Source organism: Enterocloster sp. HCN-30185, assembly GCF_037890305.1.
GTDB lineage: Bacteria > Bacillota > Clostridia > Lachnospirales > Lachnospiraceae > Enterocloster.
The window spans coordinates 69774-93611 of sequence record NZ_JBBKBT010000004.1; the positions used below are offsets into that span (position 1 = coordinate 69774).

Annotated in this window: 27 protein-coding genes and 1 tRNA gene; 25 read left to right on the forward strand and 3 right to left on the reverse strand. The window is 46.8% G+C overall.

Annotated features, from left to right (window positions below):
• Positions 1-70 precede the first annotated feature (70 nt).
• The 14 genes from WKT10_RS06060 to WKT10_RS06125 all read left to right on the forward strand — a co-directional run bounded on the left by WKT10_RS06060 (position 71) and on the right by WKT10_RS06125 (position 11834).
• Positions 71-1675 (forward strand): leucine-rich repeat protein, encoded by a 1605-nt coding sequence (locus WKT10_RS06060; RefSeq protein ID WP_340276169.1) that lies wholly within the window; start codon positions 71-73, stop codon positions 1673-1675.
• A 14-nt stretch (positions 1676-1689) separates the two neighbouring features.
• On the forward strand, positions 1690-2181 hold the full coding sequence (locus tag WKT10_RS06065; RefSeq protein ID WP_340276171.1) for a hypothetical protein: 492 nt from the start codon (positions 1690-1692) through the stop codon (positions 2179-2181).
• A 2-nt stretch (positions 2182-2183) separates the two neighbouring features.
• On the forward strand, positions 2184-3032 hold the full coding sequence (locus WKT10_RS06070; RefSeq protein ID WP_340276173.1) for a zinc ribbon domain-containing protein: 849 nt from the start codon (positions 2184-2186) through the stop codon (positions 3030-3032).
• Positions 3033-3045: 13 nt separating this feature from the next.
• On the forward strand, positions 3046-3483 hold the full coding sequence (locus tag WKT10_RS06075; protein ID WP_340276175.1) for a zinc ribbon domain-containing protein: 438 nt from the start codon (positions 3046-3048) through the stop codon (positions 3481-3483).
• Positions 3484-3624: 141 nt separating this feature from the next.
• A complete protein-coding gene (locus WKT10_RS06080) occupies positions 3625-4503 on the forward strand; it encodes a YicC/YloC family endoribonuclease (RefSeq protein ID WP_066548777.1) in 879 nt (292 codons plus the stop codon).
• Positions 4504-4526: 23 nt separating this feature from the next.
• Positions 4527-5159 (forward strand): guanylate kinase, encoded by a 633-nt coding sequence (gene gmk / locus WKT10_RS06085; protein ID WP_066548775.1) that lies wholly within the window; start codon positions 4527-4529, stop codon positions 5157-5159.
• An 89-nt stretch (positions 5160-5248) separates the two neighbouring features.
• Positions 5249-5533 (forward strand): DNA-directed RNA polymerase subunit omega, encoded by a 285-nt coding sequence (gene rpoZ / locus WKT10_RS06090; RefSeq protein ID WP_066550834.1) that lies wholly within the window; start codon positions 5249-5251, stop codon positions 5531-5533.
• Between the two features lie 102 nt (positions 5534-5635).
• The gene (gene rimO / locus WKT10_RS06095) at positions 5636-7012 is read left to right on the forward strand and encodes a 30S ribosomal protein S12 methylthiotransferase RimO (protein WP_179297088.1); all 1377 of its coding nucleotides are present in this window, start codon (positions 5636-5638) and stop codon (positions 7010-7012) included.
• Positions 6996-7538 (forward strand): CDP-diacylglycerol--glycerol-3-phosphate 3-phosphatidyltransferase, encoded by a 543-nt coding sequence (gene pgsA, locus WKT10_RS06100; RefSeq protein ID WP_340276179.1) that lies wholly within the window; start codon positions 6996-6998, stop codon positions 7536-7538. Before rimO ends, pgsA begins: the two co-directional genes overlap by 17 nt.
• A gap of 1 nt (position 7539) precedes the next feature.
• The gene (locus tag WKT10_RS06105; protein ID WP_340276181.1) at positions 7540-8799 is read left to right on the forward strand and encodes a competence/damage-inducible protein A; all 1260 of its coding nucleotides are present in this window, start codon (positions 7540-7542) and stop codon (positions 8797-8799) included.
• 15 nt (positions 8800-8814) lie between these two features.
• Positions 8815-10122, forward strand: a complete 1308-nt coding sequence (locus WKT10_RS06110; protein ID WP_337433268.1) for a hypothetical protein — start codon at positions 8815-8817, stop codon at positions 10120-10122.
• A 40-nt stretch (positions 10123-10162) separates the two neighbouring features.
• The gene (locus WKT10_RS06115) at positions 10163-10483 is read left to right on the forward strand and encodes a hypothetical protein (RefSeq protein ID WP_331624851.1); all 321 of its coding nucleotides are present in this window, start codon (positions 10163-10165) and stop codon (positions 10481-10483) included.
• 10 nt (positions 10484-10493) lie between these two features.
• A complete protein-coding gene (locus WKT10_RS06120) occupies positions 10494-11396 on the forward strand; it encodes a DUF2953 domain-containing protein (RefSeq protein ID WP_337433270.1) in 903 nt (300 codons plus the stop codon).
• A gap of 30 nt (positions 11397-11426) precedes the next feature.
• The gene (locus tag WKT10_RS06125) at positions 11427-11834 is read left to right on the forward strand and encodes a GerW family sporulation protein (protein ID WP_066548763.1); all 408 of its coding nucleotides are present in this window, start codon (positions 11427-11429) and stop codon (positions 11832-11834) included.
• Positions 11835-12199: 365 nt separating this feature from the next.
• Here the strand turns inward: WKT10_RS06125 and rpmB are convergent, their stop codons facing one another.
• Positions 12200-12385, reverse strand: coding sequence for a 50S ribosomal protein L28 (gene rpmB, locus WKT10_RS06130; RefSeq protein WP_066548750.1), 186 nt, complete (start codon positions 12383-12385; stop codon positions 12200-12202).
• 174 nt (positions 12386-12559) lie between these two features.
• On the opposite strand from rpmB, the gene WKT10_RS06135 reads away from it, so the two are divergent.
• The 9 genes from WKT10_RS06135 to WKT10_RS06175 all read left to right on the forward strand — a co-directional run bounded on the left by WKT10_RS06135 (position 12560) and on the right by WKT10_RS06175 (position 19896).
• Positions 12560-12916 (forward strand): Asp23/Gls24 family envelope stress response protein, encoded by a 357-nt coding sequence (locus WKT10_RS06135; RefSeq protein ID WP_066548747.1) that lies wholly within the window; start codon positions 12560-12562, stop codon positions 12914-12916.
• A 13-nt stretch (positions 12917-12929) separates the two neighbouring features.
• Entirely contained in the window at positions 12930-14633 is a 1704-nt protein-coding gene (locus WKT10_RS06140; protein ID WP_337433271.1) for a DAK2 domain-containing protein, read from the forward strand.
• Between the two features lie 22 nt (positions 14634-14655).
• Positions 14656-15363 (forward strand): Bax inhibitor-1/YccA family protein, encoded by a 708-nt coding sequence (locus WKT10_RS06145; protein WP_337433272.1) that lies wholly within the window; start codon positions 14656-14658, stop codon positions 15361-15363.
• Between the two features lie 21 nt (positions 15364-15384).
• A complete protein-coding gene (locus tag WKT10_RS06150) occupies positions 15385-16266 on the forward strand; it encodes an ROK family protein (RefSeq protein WP_337433273.1) in 882 nt (293 codons plus the stop codon).
• Positions 16263-18320 (forward strand): ATP-dependent DNA helicase RecG, encoded by a 2058-nt coding sequence (recG, locus tag WKT10_RS06155; protein WP_337433274.1) that lies wholly within the window; start codon positions 16263-16265, stop codon positions 18318-18320. Before WKT10_RS06150 ends, recG begins: the two co-directional genes overlap by 4 nt.
• 16 nt (positions 18321-18336) lie before the next feature.
• Entirely contained in the window at positions 18337-18852 is a 516-nt protein-coding gene (locus tag WKT10_RS06160; protein ID WP_337433275.1) for a nitroreductase family protein, read from the forward strand.
• 147 nt (positions 18853-18999) lie between these two features.
• Positions 19000-19203, forward strand: coding sequence for an alpha/beta-type small acid-soluble spore protein (locus WKT10_RS06165; protein WP_066548732.1), 204 nt, complete (start codon positions 19000-19002; stop codon positions 19201-19203).
• Between the two features lie 183 nt (positions 19204-19386).
• Positions 19387-19638, forward strand: coding sequence for a type II toxin-antitoxin system Phd/YefM family antitoxin (locus WKT10_RS06170; protein ID WP_066548730.1), 252 nt, complete (start codon positions 19387-19389; stop codon positions 19636-19638).
• Positions 19639-19641: 3 nt separating this feature from the next.
• Entirely contained in the window at positions 19642-19896 is a 255-nt protein-coding gene (locus tag WKT10_RS06175) for a Txe/YoeB family addiction module toxin (protein WP_066548728.1), read from the forward strand.
• Between the two features lie 216 nt (positions 19897-20112).
• On the opposite strand, the gene WKT10_RS06180 is transcribed toward WKT10_RS06175, so the two are convergent.
• Together WKT10_RS06180 and WKT10_RS06185 are read right to left on the reverse strand one after the other, a co-directional pair.
• Positions 20113-20183 (reverse strand) — tRNA-Gly (locus tag WKT10_RS06180).
• A gap of 66 nt (positions 20184-20249) precedes the next feature.
• Positions 20250-21455, reverse strand: coding sequence for an MFS transporter (locus WKT10_RS06185; RefSeq protein ID WP_340276195.1), 1206 nt, complete (start codon positions 21453-21455; stop codon positions 20250-20252).
• A 159-nt stretch (positions 21456-21614) separates the two neighbouring features.
• Between WKT10_RS06185 and WKT10_RS06190 the strand changes: the two genes are divergently transcribed.
• Both WKT10_RS06190 and WKT10_RS06195 read left to right on the forward strand, forming a co-directional pair.
• Entirely contained in the window at positions 21615-21809 is a 195-nt protein-coding gene (locus WKT10_RS06190) for a hypothetical protein (protein ID WP_066548724.1), read from the forward strand.
• Between the two features lie 98 nt (positions 21810-21907).
• Positions 21908-23827 carry a DNA gyrase/topoisomerase IV subunit B gene (locus WKT10_RS06195; protein WP_066548722.1) on the forward strand — a complete coding sequence of 640 codons (1920 nt, stop codon included), beginning with the start codon at positions 21908-21910 and terminating at the stop codon, positions 23825-23827.
• The last annotated feature ends 11 nt before the right edge of the window (positions 23828-23838 follow it).

The window sequence follows — 23838 nt, forward strand, 5'->3', positions numbered from 1 at the left end:
TAAAAATAACAACATAAGTATAATTATGTAGTAAATGCAGAGATAAATACATTAGAAAAGGGGAACAGGTATGTATTGTCCAAAGTGTGGTTTCAACCTGAACGATGATAACGGGGTTGAGGTTTGCCCGGAGTGCGGAGCGAAACTGAGAGAAAGTACGGAGAAAAAGGAAGAAAGAGCGGAAGCTAAAACGAAAAAGTCCGGGATGAAGTATGCAGTTGCCGCGGCGGCTGCGGTGGCGGTGCTTTGTGGCGGGTTTTTCATTTTTAAAGCAGGGATGGGAGCGGCAGAGAAGCCGTCTGAACCGTCTGCTGAAAGTGGTCTTGAACTGGTAAGCATAACTGTACCGGAGGGAACGACGGAAATTAAGGATTATGAGTTTGCATATTATACCAATATGGAGAGTATAACGATACCAGACAGTGTTACGAAAATTGGGGTAGGCGCTTTTGGGGGATGTGCAAATTTAAAAAGTATAAAACTTTCGGAGAACATTGAAGAAATAGGAAACGATGCCTTTAGGGAATGTAAAAGCTTAGAGAATATAGATATTCCGGACAAGGTAGAAAAAATAGGAGATAGCGCCTTTTATGGATGCGAAGGTTTAAAAAGTATAGGACTTTCGGAGAACATTGAAGAAATAGGGTACAGTGCCTTTGAAGGATGTAAAAGTTTAGAGAATATAGATATTCCAGAGACGGTAGAAAAAATAGGAATGGCTACCTTTCGTGGATGTGAAGGTTTAAAAAATATACAACTTTCAGAATATATTAGAGAAATAGAGGGGTATGCTTTTTACGGATGTGAGAGTTTAGAAAATATAAATATCCCAGAAAGAGTTAAGGTAATAGAGGATGGTACATTTTTTGAATGCAGTAATTTAATAAGTGTAGGCCTTCCGGAAAGGTTAGAAAAAATAGGAGAACAAAGTTTCTCTAGTTGTAGCAAATTGGAAAATATAGATATTCCTAAAAATGTTAAAGATATAGGATCTGGAGCGTTTTCTGGTTGTGTTAATTTGAAGAGTATAAATATGCCAGAGCAATTAAAATGGATAGAAAACAGTACTTTTAAAAATTGCAAAAACTTAGAGAGCATAACCATTCCAGAGAAATTGGAAGGGGAGGAGATTCTGTCAATAGATGGCAAAACATTAGAAAAATCTATTATTATAGGAGATAGTGCTTTTTCAGGATGCAATAGTCTGAAAAATATTAATATTCCAGACGGGGTTACTACAATAGGAAACGGTGCATTTCTAGACTGTTGGAGTTTAAAGGAAATACATATTCCTAACAGTGTGACTAGAATATCGGGAAGCGCATTTGGGGGATGTATGAACTTGAAATATTTAGATATTTCTTCGAATTCTGAAATGGAAATTACTGATGCAGAATTGATGTTTGCTGGATGTAATAATTTGGAAAATATAGATTTATCAAATAAAAATTGTTTAGAATATGATCGTAGAAGTATATTTATTAGTTTTATGGGATGTAATAAATTGAAAAACATATCTCTTCCAAAGGGGCTTCCGTTAATGCTAGATGAAGAGGAACTTCCGTTTGTATTTACAGGCTGCACAAGTCTGGAAACTATTAAAGCTCCTGAAGAGTTGAAAGATGCAAATTGGCTAGAAGAGATCAGAAATCAGGTAGAAATCATCTTTTACTAAAAGGAGAACCAACAATGAACGAAACACAAAAGAATAATCAGAAGTATACAGAGGAACTGGAAAAAATTGAGGAAATCCGGCAAAGATGGCTTAAAAAAAAGAAGAAAGATAAAAAATGGGAAAAGGAAAAAGAGAAAATCCGCGAACTGGTTTCCGCTTTAAGAGAACAGGCGGCGCAGTTTAAAAACAAAGCCCCGGAAGAATTTGAATTATTTTACTGGACAACAAGGGCTCATGTCATACGGGATGAGATTTACAATACGTCCTATGCGGCTGTTATTTCCATCCTGTCCCTGCTTATTTCCATTTTCAGTATAATCAATTCAATAAAACAGGAAGTAAATGTAGTCGCTGTGTTTGGGCTGGTTTCTGCTCTGATCGTCATTCTGATTATATGGATAGAGCGCCGGGCGCTATTTGGTGGAAGGGAACGCTCCTATTATCGGATTCTGTATTCGATTCTGGAGGATATACGAAATAAGAAAAGTACAAATGAGGAGAGGTAATTATGTTTTGTCCCAAGTGTGGAAATGACGTTAAAAATGGCGCGCAGTTTTGCCCCAAATGCGGTGAAAAGATGCGTGTAAACACAGGAAGTACAAAAAAGGCAGAGAAAAAAGGCGTATCCTTCGCATGGAAGCGCCCGCAGATTTCCATAAAGGCTGCAGGGCTTCTGGGAGCGGTTCTTGTGCTTGTTTTTGCCGTTCTTTTATTAAAGCCCAGTGCGGGAAAGATTGATACGCAGGCTATGATGGAGGAATATTTTGCGGAGCATAGCGAATATTCGGAAAATGAAAATCTGTACCGTTCCTGCTTTGACTATATGGTAAATGATCTGACCGAACAGTTTTTTCAGAATATAAAGCTTTCTCTGGGAAAGTTGGGAGAAAATTTTGAAGATAAAGAGGTAAGGGATCTTTCATCAAAACTGGGAAAGGTTCTTTCAGAGTCCTTTTCCAGAGCCGCTAATATGGAACAGCTGGCAGAGTCTGTGACCGGCCGCTCTTATTTTGAGGCGGAAAAAGCAAAAAAGAAGGACGGGATCGTCAGCGCGTCCGTAACGGTGCATTATCTGGATATCCCCGATATAAACCGTCGGGTAATAGAGGACTACACAGGCCTGTCCGAGCTTGTGAATCTGGTAATAAACAGGAAGAATCTGTGGATGAACCTGACGGATATGGCCTTTGGGGACGCTTCTCTTATACTGAACGGCTTTGAAGAAAAAGCAGAAAGCAGTACGGCAGACAAAACCTATACGGGAACCGTAGAATTTACATATAATAAAGAGGAGAAGCGCTGGGAGATCAGCAGCGTTGACAGCGGGCTTTTAGACGCTTGGTTTGGAATACAGTAGGAGGATTGGACATATGGGACTTTTTGATACGATTAAAGAAAATACCAATTTGGTCAGAGGGGGAAGCAGCCAGCCGGCCGGAAAGTTTGACCAGCAGATTGAAGCGGTAGAGGGAAAAATCAGGGAAACTCTGATCCAGATTGGAACGGTATATCTGGAAAAGCACCGGGAGGACTGTGAGCCGGAATACAAAGGGTTTATACAGCAGGTAAAGGATCTGGAAGATCAGAAGGAGACGCTGGAGCGCAACAAGCTGGCGGCTCAGGGACTGCGCATGTGCGAGCACTGCCGGCAGATTATTACGCTGGACAGCGTATTCTGCAATAAATGCGGCTCCAAACTGGAGTCTCTGGAAATATCCAGCGCAGGCGGACGGTTCTGCCCTTCCTGCGGCGCTTCACTGGCAGAGGGGGATGCTTTCTGCACGGCCTGCGGCTCCAAGGTGAATTAAAAGAGTACCATTTCATAAAGTTTTTCAGGGGAGATGCGTTCAGAAGGCGCGTCTCCTCTTTTTGAAAAAAAGTTGACTTGCCCCCACAGATGAATTATAATACTGTATAACTATGTAACGATGAAAGAGAGGCATTCCTTTATGTTAAAAAGCATGACCGGCTTTGGAAGATGCGAGAATGCTACTGATGAGTATAAGATTTCTGTGGAGATGAAGGCGGTGAACCACAGATATCTGGATCTGAGCATTAAGATGCCGAAGAAGTTCAATTACTTCGAGGCTGCCATCCGTACCCTGCTTAAGAAGTACATCCAGCGGGGAAAGGTGGATATTTTTATCAACTATGAGGACTATACGGAGGGAAACCTCTGCTTAAAGTACAACCGTGCTCTGGCAGCAGAGTATATGGAGCATTTTAAACGGATGGAGGAGGAATTTCACATTCCAAACGATATCCATGTATCCACTCTTGCCAGATGCCCGGAGGTTCTGACCATGGAGCAGACCCCGGATGATGAGGAGCACCTCTGGGAGATCCTTTCATCCGCTATGGAGGAGGCCGCCGAAAAGTTTGTGGCTTCCAGAGAGATTGAGGGCGAACACCTGAAACATGACCTTTTAGGCAAGCTGGATTACATGACAGAGCTGGTTGATTTTATCGAGGCCCGTTCTCCGCAGATTATTTCCGAGTACCGGACACGCCTGGAGGAAAAGGTAAAGGAGCTGTTAAACGGAACTGCGGTAGACGAGGGCCGGATTGCCTCTGAGGTGGTGATCTATGCGGACAAGATCTGTGTAGATGAGGAAACGGTACGTTTGAGAAGCCACATTGAAAATACGAAACGGGAGCTTTTAAGCGGTGAAAGTGTAGGCAGAAAGCTTGATTTTATCGCTCAGGAGATGAACCGGGAGGCCAATACCATTTTATCAAAGTCAAACGATCTGGAGCTTTCCGATAAGGCCATTGCCCTGAAAACGGAGATTGAAAAGGTAAGAGAACAGATCCAGAACATCGAATAGAGATGAAAGTGAGGAGAGATCCCATGAACCAGCAGGGAATTTTAGTGGTTGTATCCGGATTTTCGGGAGCGGGCAAGGGAACCTTGATGAAGGAGCTTTTAAGGCGTTATGATAATTATGCGCTTTCGATCTCGGCCACTACGAGAAAACCACGGGAAGGTGAAGAAAACGGAAGAGAATACTTTTTCCTTTCGGAAGAAGAGTTTAAGAAGCTGCGGGATGAGCATAAGCTGATCGAGTATGCCAAGTATGTAAATCACTATTACGGCACTCCCAAGGAGTATGTAGAAGAAAAGATGGCTCAGGGCAAGGACGTGATCCTGGAGATTGAGATCCAGGGCGCTTTAAAGGTAAAGAAGCGCTATCCTGAGGCGCTGCTTCTTTTTGTTACGCCGCCCAGCGCAGAGGAGTTAAAGCGCCGCCTGGTGGGCCGCGGTACGGAAAGCATTGAGGTGATCAACGCCCGCTTAAAGAGAGCGGCTGAGGAGGCGGACGGCATGGAAGCCTATGATTACCTCCTGATCAATGATGAGATTGATACATGTGTGGAAAAAATGCACCAGCTGATCCAGCTGCAGCACGAAAAAACCTCCTATCATCTGGATTTCCTTGGAAAGATGCGGGAGGACCTGTATCATCTGGATGAGAGAAACTAATGTCAGCAAACTGCCCTGTTAAAAGCCGGGATCATTTTCGGGCCGCAGACAGAGCGATTATATATTTAAAATTGAAAGGGGAATGTAGAATGTTACATCCATCATACACAGATCTGATCAACGTTGTAAACAGCGATATCGAACCGGGCGAGCAGCCGGTGGTACAGAGCCGCTATTCTATCGTCATTGCAGCCTCCAAGCGTGCAAGACAGCTGATTGGAGGGGAAGAACCCTTAGTTCCCGGCACAGCAGGGAAAAAGCCTCTGTCGATCGCCATTGACGAGCTGTACCATCAGCAGGTAAAGATTCTTCCGGAAGAGGAGACAACAGAGGAAGAAGAAGCTGATGCAAAAGAGGCTGCCCAAAACGAATAAGAGAAAGAAGAAGCCGTCTCCTGTGCCTGAAACGCCGGGGCGATCTACGCCCGGCAGACACGGGAAGATGGCTTAAATGTTAATCAGGAGTAAAATGCATTTATGAAGAAGATAAAATTATTCTGTGTGTCCTTAGGCTGTGATAAAAACCTGGTGGATACAGAAAAAATGTTAGGCGTAGCCGGAGGCCTTGGCGTAACCTTTACAGATGATGAAACAGAGGCGGATGCTGTTTTGATCAATACCTGCTGTTTTATCGGGGACGCCAAGGAAGAAAGCGTAAATACCATTCTGGAGATGGCCCGCTTAAAGGAAGAGGGTAAATGCCGTGCCCTGATCGTGGCAGGCTGTCTGGCTCAGCGCTATAAAGAGGAGATCACAGAGGAGATCCCGGAGGTAGACGCAATTTTAGGAACCACCTCCTACGAAGAGATCGGACGGGTTCTGACGGAGCTTTTTGGAGAAGATGAGAGGGACGGGGAAGGAACGGCTGACAGCCACATTTCAGTTTTTCACAGTCTGAGCGAGCTGCCCCACACAGCTAAAAAGCGTGTGGTGACTACCGGCGGCTACTACGCCTTTTTAAAGATTGCCGAGGGCTGTGATAAGCGCTGTACCTACTGCATTATCCCGTCCTTAAGAGGGCCTTACCGCAGCGTTCCCATGGAACGGCTGTTAGAGGAGGCCAGAGAGCTGGCTGACAACGGAGTGCGGGAACTGATCCTGGTGGCTCAGGAGACCACTCTTTATGGAAAAGACATTTATGGGGAAAAATCCCTTCCAAAGCTGCTCCATGAGCTGGCAAAGATTCCGGGGATTTACTGGATCCGCATCCAGTACTGCTATCCGGAGGAGATTACGGATGAGCTGATCGAGGCCATTAAATCAGAGGAAAAGGTCTGCCATTATCTGGATATCCCCATCCAGCATGCCAGTGACCGGATCCTGCGCCGCATGGGCCGCAGAACTCACAAAGAAGAATTAAAGGAGCGCATTGCAAAACTGCGCAGAGAGATCCCGGATATTGCCCTGCGTACTACTCTGATCTCCGGTTTTCCGGGAGAGACAGAGGAGGATCATGAGGAGCTGATGGAGTTTGTGGACGAGATGGAGTTTGAGCGTCTTGGAGTGTTTGCCTATTCGGCAGAGGAAGATACCCCTGCGTACTCCTATCCCGATCAGGTGCCCCAGGAGGTAAAGGAGGAGCGCCGGGATGCCATCATGGAGCTTCAGCAGGAGATTGCGTTTGAACACTGTGAAAAAATGGTGGGAAAAGTCCTGACTGTCATGATCGAGGGAAAGGTAGCAGATGAACCGGCCTATGTAGGCCGCACCTACATGGATGCGCCCAATGTGGACGGACTGATTTTTGTAAATGCCGATGAGATGCTGATGTCCGGCGACTTTGTAAGGGTAAAGGTCACAGGAGCCGCCGAGTATGACCTGATAGGAGAGGTGTATCATGAATCTGCCCAATAAGCTTACCGTTCTTCGTATCTGTATGATCCCGTTTTTTGTGGCCGCCCTTCTTTATGAAAATGGCGCCGATCAGACCATGCGGATCATTGCCAATGTGATTTTTATTACAGCCAGCCTGACGGATCTTTTAGACGGAAAGATTGCCAGAAAATACGGACTTGTGACAAATTTTGGAAAATTTATGGATCCCCTGGCAGATAAACTTTTAGTCTGCTCGGCCCTGATCTGCCTGATCCAGCTGGGCCAGCTTCCTGCCTGGGTTGTGATCGTTATCATCAGCCGTGAGTTTATCATCAGCGGCTTCCGCCTGGTGGCAGCAGATAACGGCATTGTGATCGCAGCCAGCTACTGGGGCAAATTTAAAACCGTGTTCCAGATGACGGCAGTAGTGCTTCTGATCTTCAACATCCCGCCTCTGTCTGTTCTGACAAGCGCTGTTTTGTGGATCGCCGTGATCCTGACGGTCGTATCCCTGGTGGATTATGTTGCAAAGAATATAAAGGTTCTGACGGAAGGAGGCCTGTAAAATGGTCGTTGAGCTGATCAGCGTAGGAACTGAGATCCTGATGGGGAATATTTTAAACAGCAATACGCAATATCTGGCGGAAAAATGCGCCCTTTTGGGGCTGGATCAGTATTATCAGGTAACGGTCGGCGATAATTACGGCCGGATGATGGAGAGCGTAAAGAGAGCCCTTCACCGGTCGGATATCGTAATCCTCACAGGAGGACTTGGCCCTACGGAGGATGATCTGACAAAAGAAGTCTGTGCAGAGGCCATGGAAATGGAATTGGTGGAGGATCCCCATACCCGAAGCCAGCTGGAGGCGTTTTTTGCAGGCAATATTTATAAAGAAATCCCGGATAATAACTGGAAGATGGCGATGGTTCCCCAGGGGGCGATCGTACTGGACAATCCTAACGGTATGGCTCCTGGATTGATATTGGAAAAAAATGGGAAAACAGCCATTCTTCTTCCGGGCCCGCCAAATGAGCTGTACCCGCTGTTTGAAGGGCAGGTATTTCCCTATCTGGAACGGCTCCAGCAGTCGGTTTTAGTGTCTCGGATGGTAAAAATCTGCGGATACGGCGAGAGCCAGGTGGAGGATAAGCTGCTGGATTTGATCGATGGCCAGACCAATCCTACCATTGCTACCTATGCAAAGACAGCGGAGGTTCATATCCGTATTACAGCCAGAGCGGCAGATTATGAAGAAGGGAAGGCTCTTGTGGCTCCTGTGATCCGGGAAATCAAGTCCCGGTTTGGGAATGCGGTTTACACCACAGATGAAAAAACCAGTCTGGAAATGGCAGTTGCCGCGCTTTTAAAGGAAAAGCAGCTTACCATGGCAGCGGCTGAGTCCTGTACCGGCGGAATGGTGGCTGCCCGCATGGTAAACGTATCCGGTGTATCGGATGTATTTATGCAGGGCATGGTGACATATTCCAATGAGGCGAAAATGCGTCTTTTGGGAGTACGGGAGGAAACCCTTGCTGCTTACGGTGCGGTCAGTGAGGAAACGGCCGTACAGATGGCAGAGGGCGGAGCGGCGGCAGCCGGGACGGATGTGTGCGTATCCATTACGGGAATTGCCGGGCCGGAGGGCGGAACGCCGGAAAAACCGGTGGGACTTGTATATATGGCCTGCTGCGTAAAAGGAAAGACAGTGGTAAAACGTTACCAGTTTAAAGGGAACAGGGCCAAGATTCGGGAACAGTCTACGGTAAAGGCTCTGGATCTGGTACGCCTGTGCGTATTGGAATATGAAAACCGTTCGGATTCATAAGGAGGAATTATTTTTATGAAAGCAGCAAGAATACGCAGGCAGCTTACGGCGGCCTACCATTGCTCCTATATCAGGCTGGCGCTGAACTTTTATACAGCCTATGAGGCGGCGGCAGAGAAAAAAGGCTTTGAAAATGATCGGATTTCCGGTCTGTATGACCGATTCTGTGAACTCCTTGACGCCTGCCTGAAAGGACAGTCAGACTGCGGGGCAGATGAACTGCGCCAGGATGTGATCCGGGAGATGGAAAAGGTTACGGATTATACGGATGCGTTCCAGGCCTATGAATATGTGATGAATCGGATTGAGGGAAGATTTGCACCAAAGCTGATCGGAAAAAAGCCGGAGGATACAGAGAGCCTTACGGAAGAAATCCTGTCCTGGTTTCAAACTGCGCCCGATCCGGCAGCCCTTCGCGAACGGATGCAGGTGATTACAGGACAGCTCCCGGTACGTTTTACAAAGCAGAAATTCTTTGCCCTGTTAGAGGATCGTCTGAGCATCTACAAGGGGCTTCCGCGCTCCGGTTTTGAAGATATACTGTATATTTTGCGTTCCGAGGGGCTGTTAAACCGGCCGATGGCGCGGGAAGAAGCATATGGAACATTGTTTGACCGGATGAAAGCGTTTGAACAGGCAGATTTAAGACATCTTACTGCACAAGAGTATCGTCATCTGGCTTCTGAACTGGAGGAAGGAAGCCGGGAGATCAATGCTCTCAGCGGAGAAATCCTGTGCCTGATAGATATGGTAAATGATCTGTGCGTGATCCTTCTGGCGCAGGGAACGGCTGTATCTGATCTGTCCTGCGAACAGAATACAAAAGAGATTTTAAAGGGAATACAGACGCTTTTTGCATCAAAAGAGTGGGAGGACATCCCCGAAGAGGTCACAGACCGTCTTCCGGCCCTGGAAGGGAAGCAGGAGCAGTATTTTGAGCAGTGGCTCAGAGATGATATCTCTCTGGAGGAGCTTCAGGAGGAAAACGGGCCGGAGGCAGAGGCTGCCTGGAAGGCAGGTCTTCTGATGTCTGGCAGCGCGTTTATGTCCTTGGAAAAGCCGAATGCAGATGAGGCAGAGGTAGACGAAGTATTTTTCAGAGAAAAACTGGATGCGCTTTTTAAGGATATGGGAGAACGCTGGAAGGAGCTTCCAAAAGCTGTAGTGCGGGCTGCCATGGCAAAATGCCTGTCCAGCCTGCCTGCAAATTTCCAATCTCTGGATGAGGCCAGAGAATATATTCAGGGAAGCCTGGACAGCTGCAGCGACGAGATAGAGCGGGAAGCCTGTGCAGATCTGATCCGCAGCCTGATGGAAGAGTAAAGCGGGAAAAAGGTCATTTTGCCAAAAAGGAGGAGAGAGGATGCGTTTGTGGGATCATCTGTATATGGGACAAAATGCAGACCGGGCCAGAGCGCGGATCCTGAAAGGACTCCGCCAGGGCAGCCTTTTGCCTGATACCTATGTGATTACTCTTCCGGAAAATGGGAAACATATATTTGATATCTGTCCTGTGTCTCTGCTCACGAGGAGAGAACGGCAGGGGGAAAATCTGCTGGTTCTGGGAATCGCCAGAGGCTATCATGAGGCGGCGGAGGTTACAGGACGGATGGTAGACGATATGTACCATCAGACAGGCGGTTTTGACTGGAAGGCATATATGGATCAAATGGCCGGGAAATGAGGTGCGGATAGTGGTACACATACTGCTTTTGATTTTAAAGGCCATTGGTATCCTGATTCTGGTTCTTCTGGGCCTGGTTCTGGCTGTGGTTTGTCTGGTGCTCTTTGTTCCGGTGTGCTATGAGGCAGGCGGAAGCTGGAAGGACAAACCGGCCGGGAAAGGGAAAATTTCCTGGCTTTTCGGAGCTGTTTCCTTAAGCGCCGGATATGATGGAGATGAAAGCGGACTGACAGCCGGAGTAAGGCTGTTTGGACAAAAGCTCTGGGAAATGGGCGAAGAGAAAGAAACACCAAAAGCCCCCTGGCCTTTGGATGAGGAAACGCTCAGAGGTACAGATGCAGAAAGGAAAGAGCCGAAAGATAGAAAAAAGCCGGAAGAAAAGGAAACTGCCCTTTGGGAAGAGAACCAGCAGCCCCGACCGGAGCCTGAAGACAAAAGACATACAGAGCATAAAAAGAAGGATGTATTCGGCCGCATAAAGGTTTTTCTTGAAAAACTTAAGTTTTCTTTTCAGTCATTTTGTGATAAGCTTAAGAATATGCAAAACATTGCAGAAGAAAAGAAAGCCTGGCTGGAGGATGAAGAAAATCAGGCGTCGCTTAAGCTTCTCTGGAAGCAGACGGGCCGTTTTCTGCGCCATGTATGTCCCAGAGGAGGGAAGGGATCCGTAACCTTTGGGTTTGAAGAACCTTATCTTACGGGACAGGCATTGTCGGCGGCAGCTCTTATCTATCCTTTTTTTGAAGGGAATCTGGAAATCTGCCCGGTGTTTGATGAAACGGTATTTGAGGCAGAAGGCAGCTTTAAGGGACGCATCCGGGCGGGATATCTTTTGTGGCTGGGTCTTGGGATCCTGCGTGATGGGCATACCAGGCGCATGCTGTTTGGTTTTTTAAAGGGAAGCGCAGTCTAGCGCGTTAAAAGAAGGAAGAGGAAAGACGGTATGGCAGAAAATCATTTTTCATCTATGATTGATACATTATTTAAGGGGATGGATCAGTTTGTCACTTCAAAGACAGTTGTAGGCGAACCGGTGCAGGCAGGAGATGCCATTATCGTCCCTCTGATTGATGTGACCTGCGGCATGGCGGCAGGAGCATTTTCGGAAAAAACAAAGGAAAAGCAGAAGGGCGGCGGCGGAATGAGCGCCAAGATGAGTCCCAGCGCCGTTCTGGTGATACAAAACGGAGTCACAAAGGTGGTAAACATCAAAAACCAGGATGCCATCACAAAGGCGATCGATATGGCTCCCGACCTGATTAACCGTTTTATGGGCGGAAAACCGGCTGTATCGGAGGAAACCCGCGCAGCGGCTCAGGATGCTGCGGCTGAATATGACAAACGGGATTAAAACAGGAATATGACATTATTACGGTCCTGCGTCTGCAGGGCCTTTTGCTATCTCGGAGAGGGCATATGAAAGCTTCGGGGGAATGGGAAGGAACGCTTTTGCATAAGATAAAGAGAAGGGAGCGTTTTGATATGAAAAGGATATGCGGACTGATGCTGTTCTGTTTCGGCCTTGGGATGGCGGTGCTTTTATTTATACCCGAGACCATATTTACCTTTTTCTTTGTGGTATGCTGCCTTGTGCTTGGGTATAATCTGTTTTGCTGCTGATTTCTGGAAGCTGCAGAACCGGTATCATTAAATAGACGATCCAGACAGAAAAAAGCTCCTGACCATCACAGTCAGGAGCTTTTGCTCTGCATTTAATTAGGCTCTTTCTACAAGGCCGGAACGTAAGCAGGAAGTACATACGTACATTCTCTGGGTTCCGCCATTTACTTTAACCTTAACAGATTTTACGTTTGCTTTCCACATCTTGTTGGACCGTCTATGGGAATGGCTCACTTTGTTTCCGAAATGAGCTGCCTTTTCACAGATTGCACACTTAGCCATACTATTGCACCTCCTTAAACGTTACTTGGATTTCTTGTAGAAAATAGAAAAATCCACAACAAAAGTAATGATACCAGATGTTTTCAATTTTTGCAAGTGAAAAAACAAAAATTTATTTCTTTTTTTCGGGAAATAGTGTATACTGTCCTTAATATGAAAACAGGAGGCGTGTATATGAAGGGACGAATCAGCAATAAGATGGGCGAGATCCAGATCAGCCCGGAAGTGATTGCTTTATATGCAGGAACCATTGCAGTAGAGTGCTTTGGTATCGTGGGTATGGCGGCCGTAAGTATGAAAGACGGTCTTGTGAAGCTGCTGAAAAGAGAGAGCCTGACACACGGCATCACTGTGGATATCAGAGAAAACAGGATATCCATTGACTTTCATGTGATCGTATCGTATGGGGTCAGCATTTCAGCAGTGGCTGACAATCTGATCGAAAGTGTGAAGTACAGAGTAGAAGAATTCACCGGCATGGAGATCGAAAAGATCAATATCTTTGTAGAAGGTGTCAGAGTGATTGATTAGGAGGAAGCAACCCGTGGGTATAAGTACAATTGATGCCGGGATGGTAAAAAAAGCCTTTCTGGCAGGAGCAAAGGGCCTTGAGGCCAAGAAAGACTGGATCAATGAGCTGAATGTTTTTCCGGTACCGGATGGAGATACCGGGACGAATATGACGATGACGATCATGGCGGCTGCCAAAGCGGTAGCAGAACTGGAAGACCCGGATATGGAGCAGCTGGCAAAGGCTATTTCTTCCGGCTCTTTAAGAGGCGCCAGAGGAAATTCCGGAGTTATCCTGTCACAGCTTTTGAGAGGCTTTACAAAGGAGATCCAGGGCACAGCGTCCATTGATGTGACCATTCTGGCAAATGCCATGGTGCGCGGTACAGAAACCGCCTACAAGGCAGTTATGAAGCCAAAGGAAGGCACCATTCTTACGGTTGCCAAGGGCATGGCGGACAAAGCCATCGAAATGGCCGCTCAGACGGATGATATTGAAATTTTTGCAAAGGCAGTCATTGAGGAGGGCGACTACGTTTTAAGCCAGACACCGGAGATGCTTCCCGTATTAAAGCAGGCAGGCGTAGTGGATTCCGGCGGTCAGGGCCTGATGCAGGTAGTAAAGGGAGCTTTTGACGGCCTTACGGGAAAATGCAGTGATTTCTCCTTTGAGGACGCAGGCATTTTAAAACCTTCTTCTGAAAAAGCCCCTCAGTCTGCCGGAGCTTCCAGAACGGATATTGACACAGCGGATATCCGCTTCGGTTATTGTACCGAATTTATCATTAAGCTTGAAAAGGAATACAGCCAGAAGGATGAGGATGAGCTTAAGAAGTATCTGGGCTCTATCGGAGATTCTCTGGTAGTGGTCTCAGATGATGAGATCGTAAAGATCCATGTTCACACCAATCATCCGGGACTGGCCTTTGAAAAGGGACTTACCTACGGCTCTCTTTCTCGTATGAAGGTTGACAATATGCGGGAAGAGCATGAGGAGCGGGTAATCCAGGATTCAGAGCGTCTGGCAAAGGAGCAGGCCGCCCAGCCCAACCCTGCAGAGGAGGAAACCAGCGAGCGGAAGCCCTATGGATTCATCACCGTATCCTGCGGCGATGGCTTAAGCGAGATTTTCAAGGGAATCGGGGCCGATTACCTCATTGAAGGCGGACAGACCATGAACCCCAGCACGGAGGACATGTTAAACGCCATTAAAAAGGTCAATGCCGATCACATTTTCATTCTCCCGAACAATAAAAATATTATCATGGCGGCCAATCAGGCTCGTGATCTGACGGAGGATAAGGAGATTATCGTTATTCCTTCTAAAACCGTGCCTCAGGGCATCACGGCTCTGGTGAATTTCATCCCCGATCTGACGCCGGAGGAGAATCTGGAAAATATGACAGCCGAGATGGAGCGGGTGCAGACAGCCCAGATTACCTATGCGGTGCGAAATACCTCCATCGACGGAATGGAAATCCATGAGGGCGATATTATGGCAATCGGCGATCATGGGATGCTGGCAGTGGACACATCTGTTTTAGGAGCAGCGAAGGCGGCTCTTGAGGCGATGTTAAATGAGGACAGCGAGCTGGTTACTATTTATTATGGAAGCGATGTGACCGAGGCAGATGCAGAAGCCTTCAGAAAGCAGGCCGAAGAGGAATTCCCGGATAAGGAAATCGAACTGCAGTACGGCGGTCAGCCTATTTATTATTATATGATATCTGCAGAGTAGAAATGAAAGGAGAAAAGCAAGTATGAACGATGAATTCAGAATGGAACAGAGGACAGTCAATCAGGCGGGGGAATCTCTGGGACGATACACTGCTAAAACCTTTGGCTGGATGTTTGCGGGACTGCTTATAACATTGATCGTTGCCATCAGTATGTATGTTACAGGAGCATTTATCTATGTAATCCGGATTCCGGCGTGGAACTTCCTTCTGTTGGCGGCTGAACTGATTTTAGTAATTTCACTGTCTGCCAGACTGGAAAAGATGTCTGTAACTACAGCGAAAAGTATGTTTTTCCTGTACTCTGCTGTAAATGGTATCGTATTCAGCCTGTATTTTTTGATGTTTGACCTTCTTTCCCTGTGGATTGCATTTGGAATTACAGCTATGTTTTTCGGGGTGATGGCACTGATCGGGTATTTTGGAAATATCAATTTTTCCGCTCTGCGTCCTTTTATGACAGGCGGCCTGATCTTCCTGTTTGTTTTCTGGCTGTTAGCCATGTTTATTGATTTAAGCGCTTTTGAAACAATGGTCTGCGGTGTGGGAATTTTCCTGTTTTTAATTATTACAGCTTACGACGCAAAGAAAATCCAGGCATACTATGCTTATTACGGACAGAATTCCGAGATGGCAGCAAAGGCTTCCGTTTTCTCAGCACTGCAGCTGTATCTGGATTTCATTAACCTGTTTATCTATATTCTGCGTTTTGTAGGAAACAGAAAAGACTGATAAGAGGGGGATAAAGCCAAAATGATAATCGGAGCACTGGAAGCAGGGGGAACCAAGATGGTCTGCGCCCTGGGAAAGGAAGACGGGAGTATTATAGACCAGATCTCCATTCCGACTACCACACCGGAGGAAACCATTCCAAAGATCATTGAGTATTTTAAGGATAAGGGGATCGAAGCCCTTGGCATCGGAGCCTTTGGCCCGGTGGGAGTGGATCCTGCTTCTGAAAACTACGGATATATACTGGAAACTCCTAAGCTGGCCTGGAGAAATAAGGATCTTCTGGGTAGCCTGAAAAAAGGGCTTAAGGTTCCCATGGCCATTGATACGGACGTAAACGGCTCCTGTTTGGGAGAAGTGACCTATGGCTGCGCCAAAGGTTTAAACAGTGTGATTTATATTACCATCGGAACGGGAGTTGGCGTAGGCGTGTGGGTAAATGGAGGACTTCTCCACGGGATGCTTCATCCGGAGGGAGGCCATATCCTGTTAAACCGCCATCCCGAAGATACAAAGGGAGGAGTCTGCCCCAGCCATCCAAACTGCTTTGAGGGCTTTGCCAGCGGCCCTTCCATTGAAGCCAGATGGGGAAAAAAGGCAGTTGATTTAAAGGAGCAGTCTGAAGTATGGGAGCTTGAAAGCTTCTATATTGCTCAGGCTCTGGCAGATTATATTATGATTTTGTCGCCCCAGAAGATTATCCTGGGCGGCGGCGTTATGCATCAGGAGCAGCTGTTCCCGTTAATCCGAAGGAAGGTAAAGGAGCTTGTAAACGGCTATATCTGCTCCAAAGAGCTGGATGATATTGACAATTACATTGTTCCTGCAAGCTTAAATGACGATCAGGGAATCATGGGCGCGATCCGCCTGGGATTAAATGCCCTTGAGCAGGAAAAATCATGAGCGGCCATCAGCCTGTAAGCGCTTTAAAGGGAATTGGAGAGAAAACAGGAAAACTGTTTGAAAAGCTAGGGGTCATCACCATTGATGACCTCATTTCCTATTATCCGAGAGCATATGACACCTATGAAGAACCGGTTCCCATTGGACAGTTAAAGGAACAGACCGTAATGAGCGTGGCTTCTGTGCTTTCAAAGCCGCCGGATCTTCTGCGCACCGGAAAGGTGCAGATGGTATCAGCGATGATCCGTGATCTGACAGGAACACTGCAGCTTGCCTGGTTTAATATGCCCTATATGCGGGCAAATGTAAAAAGCGGCCAGATGTATGTATTCCGGGGGCGGGTGGTGAAAAAACGGGGCCGCCTGATGATGGAACAGCCGGAGGTTTTTACCAGAGAGGCCTATGATGCGCTGGAGCATTCCATGCAGCCGGTATACGGGCAGACCAGAGGGCTGAGCAATAAAACCATTGTGAAGGCCCAGAAACAGGCGCTTGAAATGCGCCGGCTGGAACGGGAATATATGCCGGCCGTTCTCCGCAGAAAATACGAGCTGGCAGAGATTAACTATGCGCTGGAGCATATCCATTTTCCATCTGATGAAAAGGAGCTTCTTTTTGCAAGACGCCGCCTTGTGTTTGATGAATTTTTCATGTTTCTTGTAGGCGTCAGACGGCTGAAGGAGCACAGGGAAAAAGAAATGTCTTCCTGGGTCTTAAAGGAATGCTTGGAGGTTTTAAAACTCAGGAAAAGGCTTCCCTATGCCCTTACAGGGGCTCAGGAGAAGGTCTTACAGGAGGTGTTTTCCGATATGGCGGGAGGCCGGGTGATGAACCGGCTGATACAGGGAGATGTAGGCTCAGGAAAGACTATTATTGCCATACTTGCCCTTTTGCAGGCCGCTTATAACGGCTGCCAGGGAGCCCTTATGGTACCTACGGAGGTGCTTGCCAGACAGCATTTTGAATCCATGCAAAAGCTGTTTACGGAAAATGGAATTGACAAAGTTCCTGTACTTGTTACCGGCTCCATGACCGCAAAGGAAAAGCGGCTGGCTTATGAAAAAATCGCTTCCCATGAGGCGGATATTATCGTGGGAACCCATGCGCTGATCCAGGAAAAGGTGGTCTATGACCGTCTGGCGTTAGTGATTACGGATGAGCAGCACCGGTTCGGTGTGGGCCAGAGAGAGCTTTTAAGCAACAAGGGAAATACGCCCCATGTACTTGTTATGAGCGCAACCCCCATTCCAAGAACTCTGGCAATTATCCTTTATGGGGATCTGGATATTTCCGTGATCGACGAGCTGCCTGCGGGACGGCAGGAAATTAAAAACTGCGTGGTGGATATCAGTTACCGGTCAAAGGCATATGCATTTATCCAGAAGCAGGTGGAAATGGGCCATCAGGCCTATGTGATCTGTCCCATGGTAGAGCCAAGCGAGATGATCGAGGCGGAAAATGTGGTGGATTACACGAAAACGCTGAAAAAAGTATTTCCTGAATCAATTTCTGTTGAATATCTCCACGGAAAAATGAAGGCAAAAGAGAAGAATAAGATCATGGAACGCTTTGCTGCCGGAGAGATTGATGTGCTGGTATCTACCACTGTCATAGAGGTTGGGGTGAATGTCCCCAATGCCACTGTCATGATGATTGAAAATGCAGAGCGCTTCGGACTGGCCCAGCTTCATCAGCTCCGGGGCCGCGTGGGCCGTGGGAAAGCCCAGTCCTTCTGTATTATGGTGAATGGAAACGGCGGTAAGGATACCATGGAACGGCTAGATATTATGAACCGTTCCAATGACGGTTTTTATATTGCTTCTGAAGATTTAAAGCTTCGCGGGCCGGGAGATATCTTCGGCGTACGCCAGAGCGGGGAGCTGGAGTTTAAACTGGCAGATATCTTTACAGATGCCAATCTTCTAAAACAGGTATCAGAGGAAGTAAATGCGATACTAGATCAGGATCCTGGTCTTGAAGGAGAGGAATACAGGGAGCTTAAGCAAAAAATTGAGCAGTACCTTGGAGACAGGGAGGAACATTTAAATCTTTAAAAAGGAGACGGTGAAGATGAACGAAACAATGCAGACAATCCTTACAAGAAGAAGTACAAGAAAGTTTAAGGTTCAGGAGATTCCGCAGACAGATCTGGATCAGATCCTTAAGGCGGCTCTCTATGCTCCCAGCGGAATGGGAAAACAGACCTGGCAGTTTACCGTGGTAAAAAACAGAAAAAAGGTGCAGAGGCTGGCAGAGGCCGCAGGAAAGATACTGGGCCGGGAAAATTATGATATGTATCAGCCGGAGATTTTGATCATTCCTTCCAATCAGAGGGATAATCCTCATGGAAAAGAGGACAATGCCTGCGCTATGGAAAATATCTTTCTGGCCGCTCATTCTCTTGGGATTGGCTCTGTGTGGATCAATCAGCTTCAGGGAATCTGCGATGAGCCTTCCATTCGTGAAATTTTAAATGATTTTGGCATTCCGGCAGATCATATCGTATATGGAATGGCTGCTTTGGGATATGCAGATGATGTAAAAGCAGAAAAACAGCGGATCGAAAAAGTAGTTGTGGTGGAATAGACAGATGTTTTCTATATTTTGACATTTTACGCAAAACATTCTAGTGTATTATGTTCAGAAAATCACATAATAACAACGTAACAACAAACAAGCTTCAAGCGGAACAAAAACCGCAGGAGCAGATCTGTTATAAGGAGGCGTTTTATTATGTCTAACAACACAAACAAAACAAACGTACCTGAGGCAAAGGAAGCAATGGATCGCTTTAAGATGGAGGTCGCAAGCGAGTTGGGAGTACCGTTAAGCAACGGCTACAACGGCAACCTGACTTCCGCGCAGAACGGTTCTGTAGGCGGCTATATGGTCAAAAAGATGATCGAGGCCCAGGAGCGTCAGATGGCAGGTAAGTAAAACTCCTTAAAAAGAAAGATGCAGTCCGGCGGGGATTTCCTGTCGGGCTGCATTTTTCTTTTGATGCAGTAAGTTGCTGATGGCGAGGATCAGAGCAGAAGGTTGTGAATATATTGATTCGTTCTAAAACTATTGACGTACAAAAAATTGTACGCTATAATAAAAGAAAAAGGAGTGAATGATATGTTCGCTGTAAATTATTCAACGCTTAGGGAAAATATGAAAGAATGTTTTGACCGTGTAGCGGATGGGTTTGAAACGATGATCGTGACACGAAAAAAGACAAATATGGTTGTCATGTCTGAAAATAGTTATAACAGTTTAATGGAAACCGTATATTTGCTGGGCAATAAGGAGAATCATGATCACCTGATGAAATCTTTAGAACAATACAGGAATGGGGGCACCTCCATACATGAAATGATGGAGGATTAACCTATGCTTTTATGGACGGATGAAGCCTGGGCTGATTATGTGTATTGGCAGTCACAGGACAGAAAAACCATAAAAAGAATCAATCAGCTAATTAAAGACATTGAGCGGAGTGGAAATATGCAGGGAATTGGAAAGCCGGAACCTCTGCAATATGAATTACAGGGATTTTTCAGCCGAAGAATTGACGAAAAAAATCGTCTTGTATACGTCAAAGAGGGGGATGCTTTAACTATTTTGTCATGTAGATATCACTATTAAATTTAGATCAGAAAGAATGCCTTCAGGGTTTTCAGTGATACTGCATCGATATTAAAATTCGTGTGATACTCGTGTGATATTTAGATACATTTAGGATGTAAAAAACGGAAAATACTTCCTAAAGTCACACAAAAAAATAAGTGTAAACCAAGAAAAAACCTTGCATTTATCAGCTTTTTCTGATAAATACAAGGTTTCTCCCTGCCAAGGGTGTAGAGCAGATGACGGGAATCGAACCCGCCTCCTCAGCTTGGGAAGCTGATATTCTACCGATGAACTACATCTGCGTGATAAAATTATTATATCAGCCCCAAACGGTTTTTGCAAGAGAATTTTTGAAAAAATTTATAATTTTATAACAATTTAGAATATAATCCCATAAGTATCAGAGCGCCGCCGGATCCGACCATGATCCAGGAAAGGGGGAAAGCGTCTGCCATGGGACCAAAGAGGGCCATTCCCAGGGGAAGAAAGCCGGAATACATGGTTCCCAAAAGACCGAATACACGGCCCTGCATGGAGACGTCTGTGTGTTTCTGGATAAGCGTGGTGATGGAGGTTTGCACCACGGTCAAAGCAATTCCATAGAAAAACATCATGATAAGATAGGGAATAAAATAAGCAGACAGTCCCATCCCAACAGCAAAGGCTCCAAAGCTGAAAAGCCCCCATGATAAAAGGCGGGTTTTGCTTTGACCGTTATTTTTAAGGCTCATCAGGATCCCGCCCAGGATCATTCCTCCAAAGCCGATCACCTCCACGGCGGTAAGGTACCAGTAGGTATTCCCAAAGCTTCTGCGCACAAAAAGTCCGGCTAGGAAGCCCGCAGGGACGCACAGGAAGGTAAAAAGACCATATAGGATCAGAAGCCTTCCGATAGTACGATGGGAAAAGGCATAGTTCACTCCGGCCTTCATATCCTGAATAAATGAGGAACACTGTCCCTGGCTTTTACAGGAGGGAATGGACAGGCAGGATAAAAGGCCGATTCCCAAAATGGCAGTCACAATATCGATCATCAGGGTTGTATCCAGGGTGCTGACTGTAAAGATGGCTCCGGCGGCAGCAGGAGCGGCAAACTGTACCGCAGACTGCATGGCTGCATTGATTCCGTTGCAGCGCATCAGGTGCTCCTCTGGTACCAGCTGAGGAATAACTGCATTGACAGCAGAGGTCTGTATGCCGGCTCCAAGGGAACGGATGACAGACATTAAAAGAAGACCTCCAAGAAAAAAAGGTTTGGAGGTGATGTGCGGGACTGCAAGCAGCATGGCCAGAGTAGCCAGCGCCGTAAGGGCATCTGCTCCTGCGATCAGCAGTTTTCTGCTGTACCGGTCCGCCCATACGCCTCCTGAAAAGGAGATGAGAAACTGGGGCAGATAGGAGCACACTGTAAATGCTGCAACCCAGGCTCCGCTTGCCGTTTCCATGGTGGCGTACCAGACCACGGCCATCTGTACCAGGGTGGAACCAAATAGGGTAATGCACTGGCTGGTCAGAAACAGGATTGTCCGTCTCTGCCAGCCGCTTGGTTTTGTTTCATTCATTGTTTGTTTCATTGAATCGTATCCTCCTGTATTTTTAGCCGCGGATGTTCCATATTAGCAGACTTTTTCTAAAAATACAAGTTTTTATTTCCGGATTCAGCCAGAGGTATAATCAGGAATAGATCCGGCCATTCTTTTTATAAAAGAATAATTTTTCAGAAGGGAAATGTTATGTACAAAAAGGATATCTGTGAAAAAGAGAAACAGGAAAGAGACTGCCTTGTTATGGATCTTGATCTTGTGATCGGCGGCCGCCCGGACCGCGTCCGGGAGCTTTTAGCACACCTTGATTTTGATATGCATCCTCCGGGGCCGGAGCTGAAACGCCTTGCAGAAGAGCTGGAAAAGAAGCTTGAGGCCCAATGAACTTGAAAAAATCATTCAAATATGATTTAATACTATGAGACAAACCGGCGCGCTCCTTAATTTTTAAGGGGCGTGCTTCATGAATATGGAGGATAAGAATGGCAACAGAACAATATAATGCGGACAGTATTACCGTCTTAGAGGGCCTGGAGGCCGTCCGCAAGCGGCCGGGTATGTACATAGGCGGCGTTGGTACCAAGGGACTGAACCATCTGATCTATGAGATTGTAGATAATGCAGTGGACGAGCATCTGGCTGGCTTTTGCTCTAAGATCTGGGTGAAACTGGAAAAGGACGGTTCCTGCACTGTAAAGGACAATGGACGAGGGATTCCGGTGGAAATGCACCAGAAAGGCGTTTCGGCAGCCAGAATCGTTCTTTCCACCCTTCATGCGGGCGGCAAGTTTGACAATGAGGCATATAAAACCAGCGGCGGTCTTCACGGCGTAGGCTCCTCTGTGGTAAATGCCCTTTCGGAATATATGGATGTAAAGATCAGCCGGGGCGGTCTGGTCTATCATGATGCCTATGAGAAGGGCCGTCCGGTGGTTGAGCTGGAGCAGGGCCTTCTTCCGGTTGTGGGAAAGAGCAGGGAAAGCGGCACCCAGATTAATTTTCTTCCGGATGGAGAAATCTTTGAAAAGACACGCTTTAAGGCAGACTGGCTGAAAAGCCGTCTCCATGAGACAGCCTATCTGAATCCCAATCTGACGATTTTTTATGAGAATCACCGGAGCGGAGAAGAGGAAGCCATTACTTATCATGAGCCGGAGGGAATTATTTCTTATGTGAAAGAATTAAATTCAGGAAAAACTCCCGTTCATGAGCCCATTTATTTTAAAGGAGAGGTAGACCGGGTAGAGGTTGAGGCAGCCATCCAGTTTGTAGATACCTTCGAGGAGAATATCCTTGGCTTCTGTAATAATATTTTCACCCAGGAGGGCGGCACCCATCTGGCAGGCTTTAAAACCCGTTTTACTGCTATGATTAATTCTTATGCCAGAGAGCTTGGTATTTTAAAGGAAAAAGATCCTAACTTTACGGGAGCGGACACCCGAAACGGTATGACAGCTGTGATCGCAGTGAAGCATCCGGACCCTATCTTTGAGGGACAGACCAAGACAAAGCTGGCAAGCGCAGACGCTACCAAGGCAGTATTTACCGTAGCGGGAGATGAGCTGCAGCTGTACTTTGACCGGAATGTGGAGGTCTTAAAGGGAGTGATCGGCTGTGCGGAAAAGTCTGCAAAGATCCGCAGGGCTGAGGAAAAGGCAAAGACAAATATGCTGACCAAATCCCGTTTTTCTTTTGACAGCAACGGAAAGCTTGCAAACTGCGAGAGCCGGGACGCTTCCAAATGTGAAATTTTTATCGTAGAGGGAGATTCTGCCGGCGGCTCTGCAAAGACAGCCAGAAACCGGCAGTATCAGGCCATTCTGCCTATCCGCGGAAAGATTTTAAATGTAGAAAAGGCTTCTATGGATAAGGTGCTGGCAAATGCGGAGATCAAGACCATGATCAATTCCTTTGGCTGCGGCTTTTCAGAGGGTTATGGAAATGATTTTGATATCACGAAGCTGCGCTATGACAAGATTATCCTCATGACGGATGCGGATGTGGACGGAAGCCATATTGATACGCTGCTTCTTACCTTTTTATACCGGTTTATGCCGGAGCTGATCTATGACGGCCATGTGTATATTGCCATGCCGCCTCTGTTTAAGGTAATCCCCAAAAAGGGGGAGGAGCAGTATCTGTATGATGAAAAGGAGCTGGAACGTTACCGCAGGACCCACAAGGGTGATTTTACCCTGCAGCGCTATAAGGGTCTTGGTGAAATGGATGCGGAGCAGCTCTGGGAAACGACCCTGGATCCGGAACGCCGGGTATTAAAGCGGGTTGAGATCGAGGACGCAAGACTGGCTTCTGAGGTGACGGAGATGCTGATGGGCAGCGAGGTAGGCCCCCGCCGCCAGTTTATCTATGAGCACGCCGATGAGGCTGAGATCGACGCATAACAGGAGAGGAC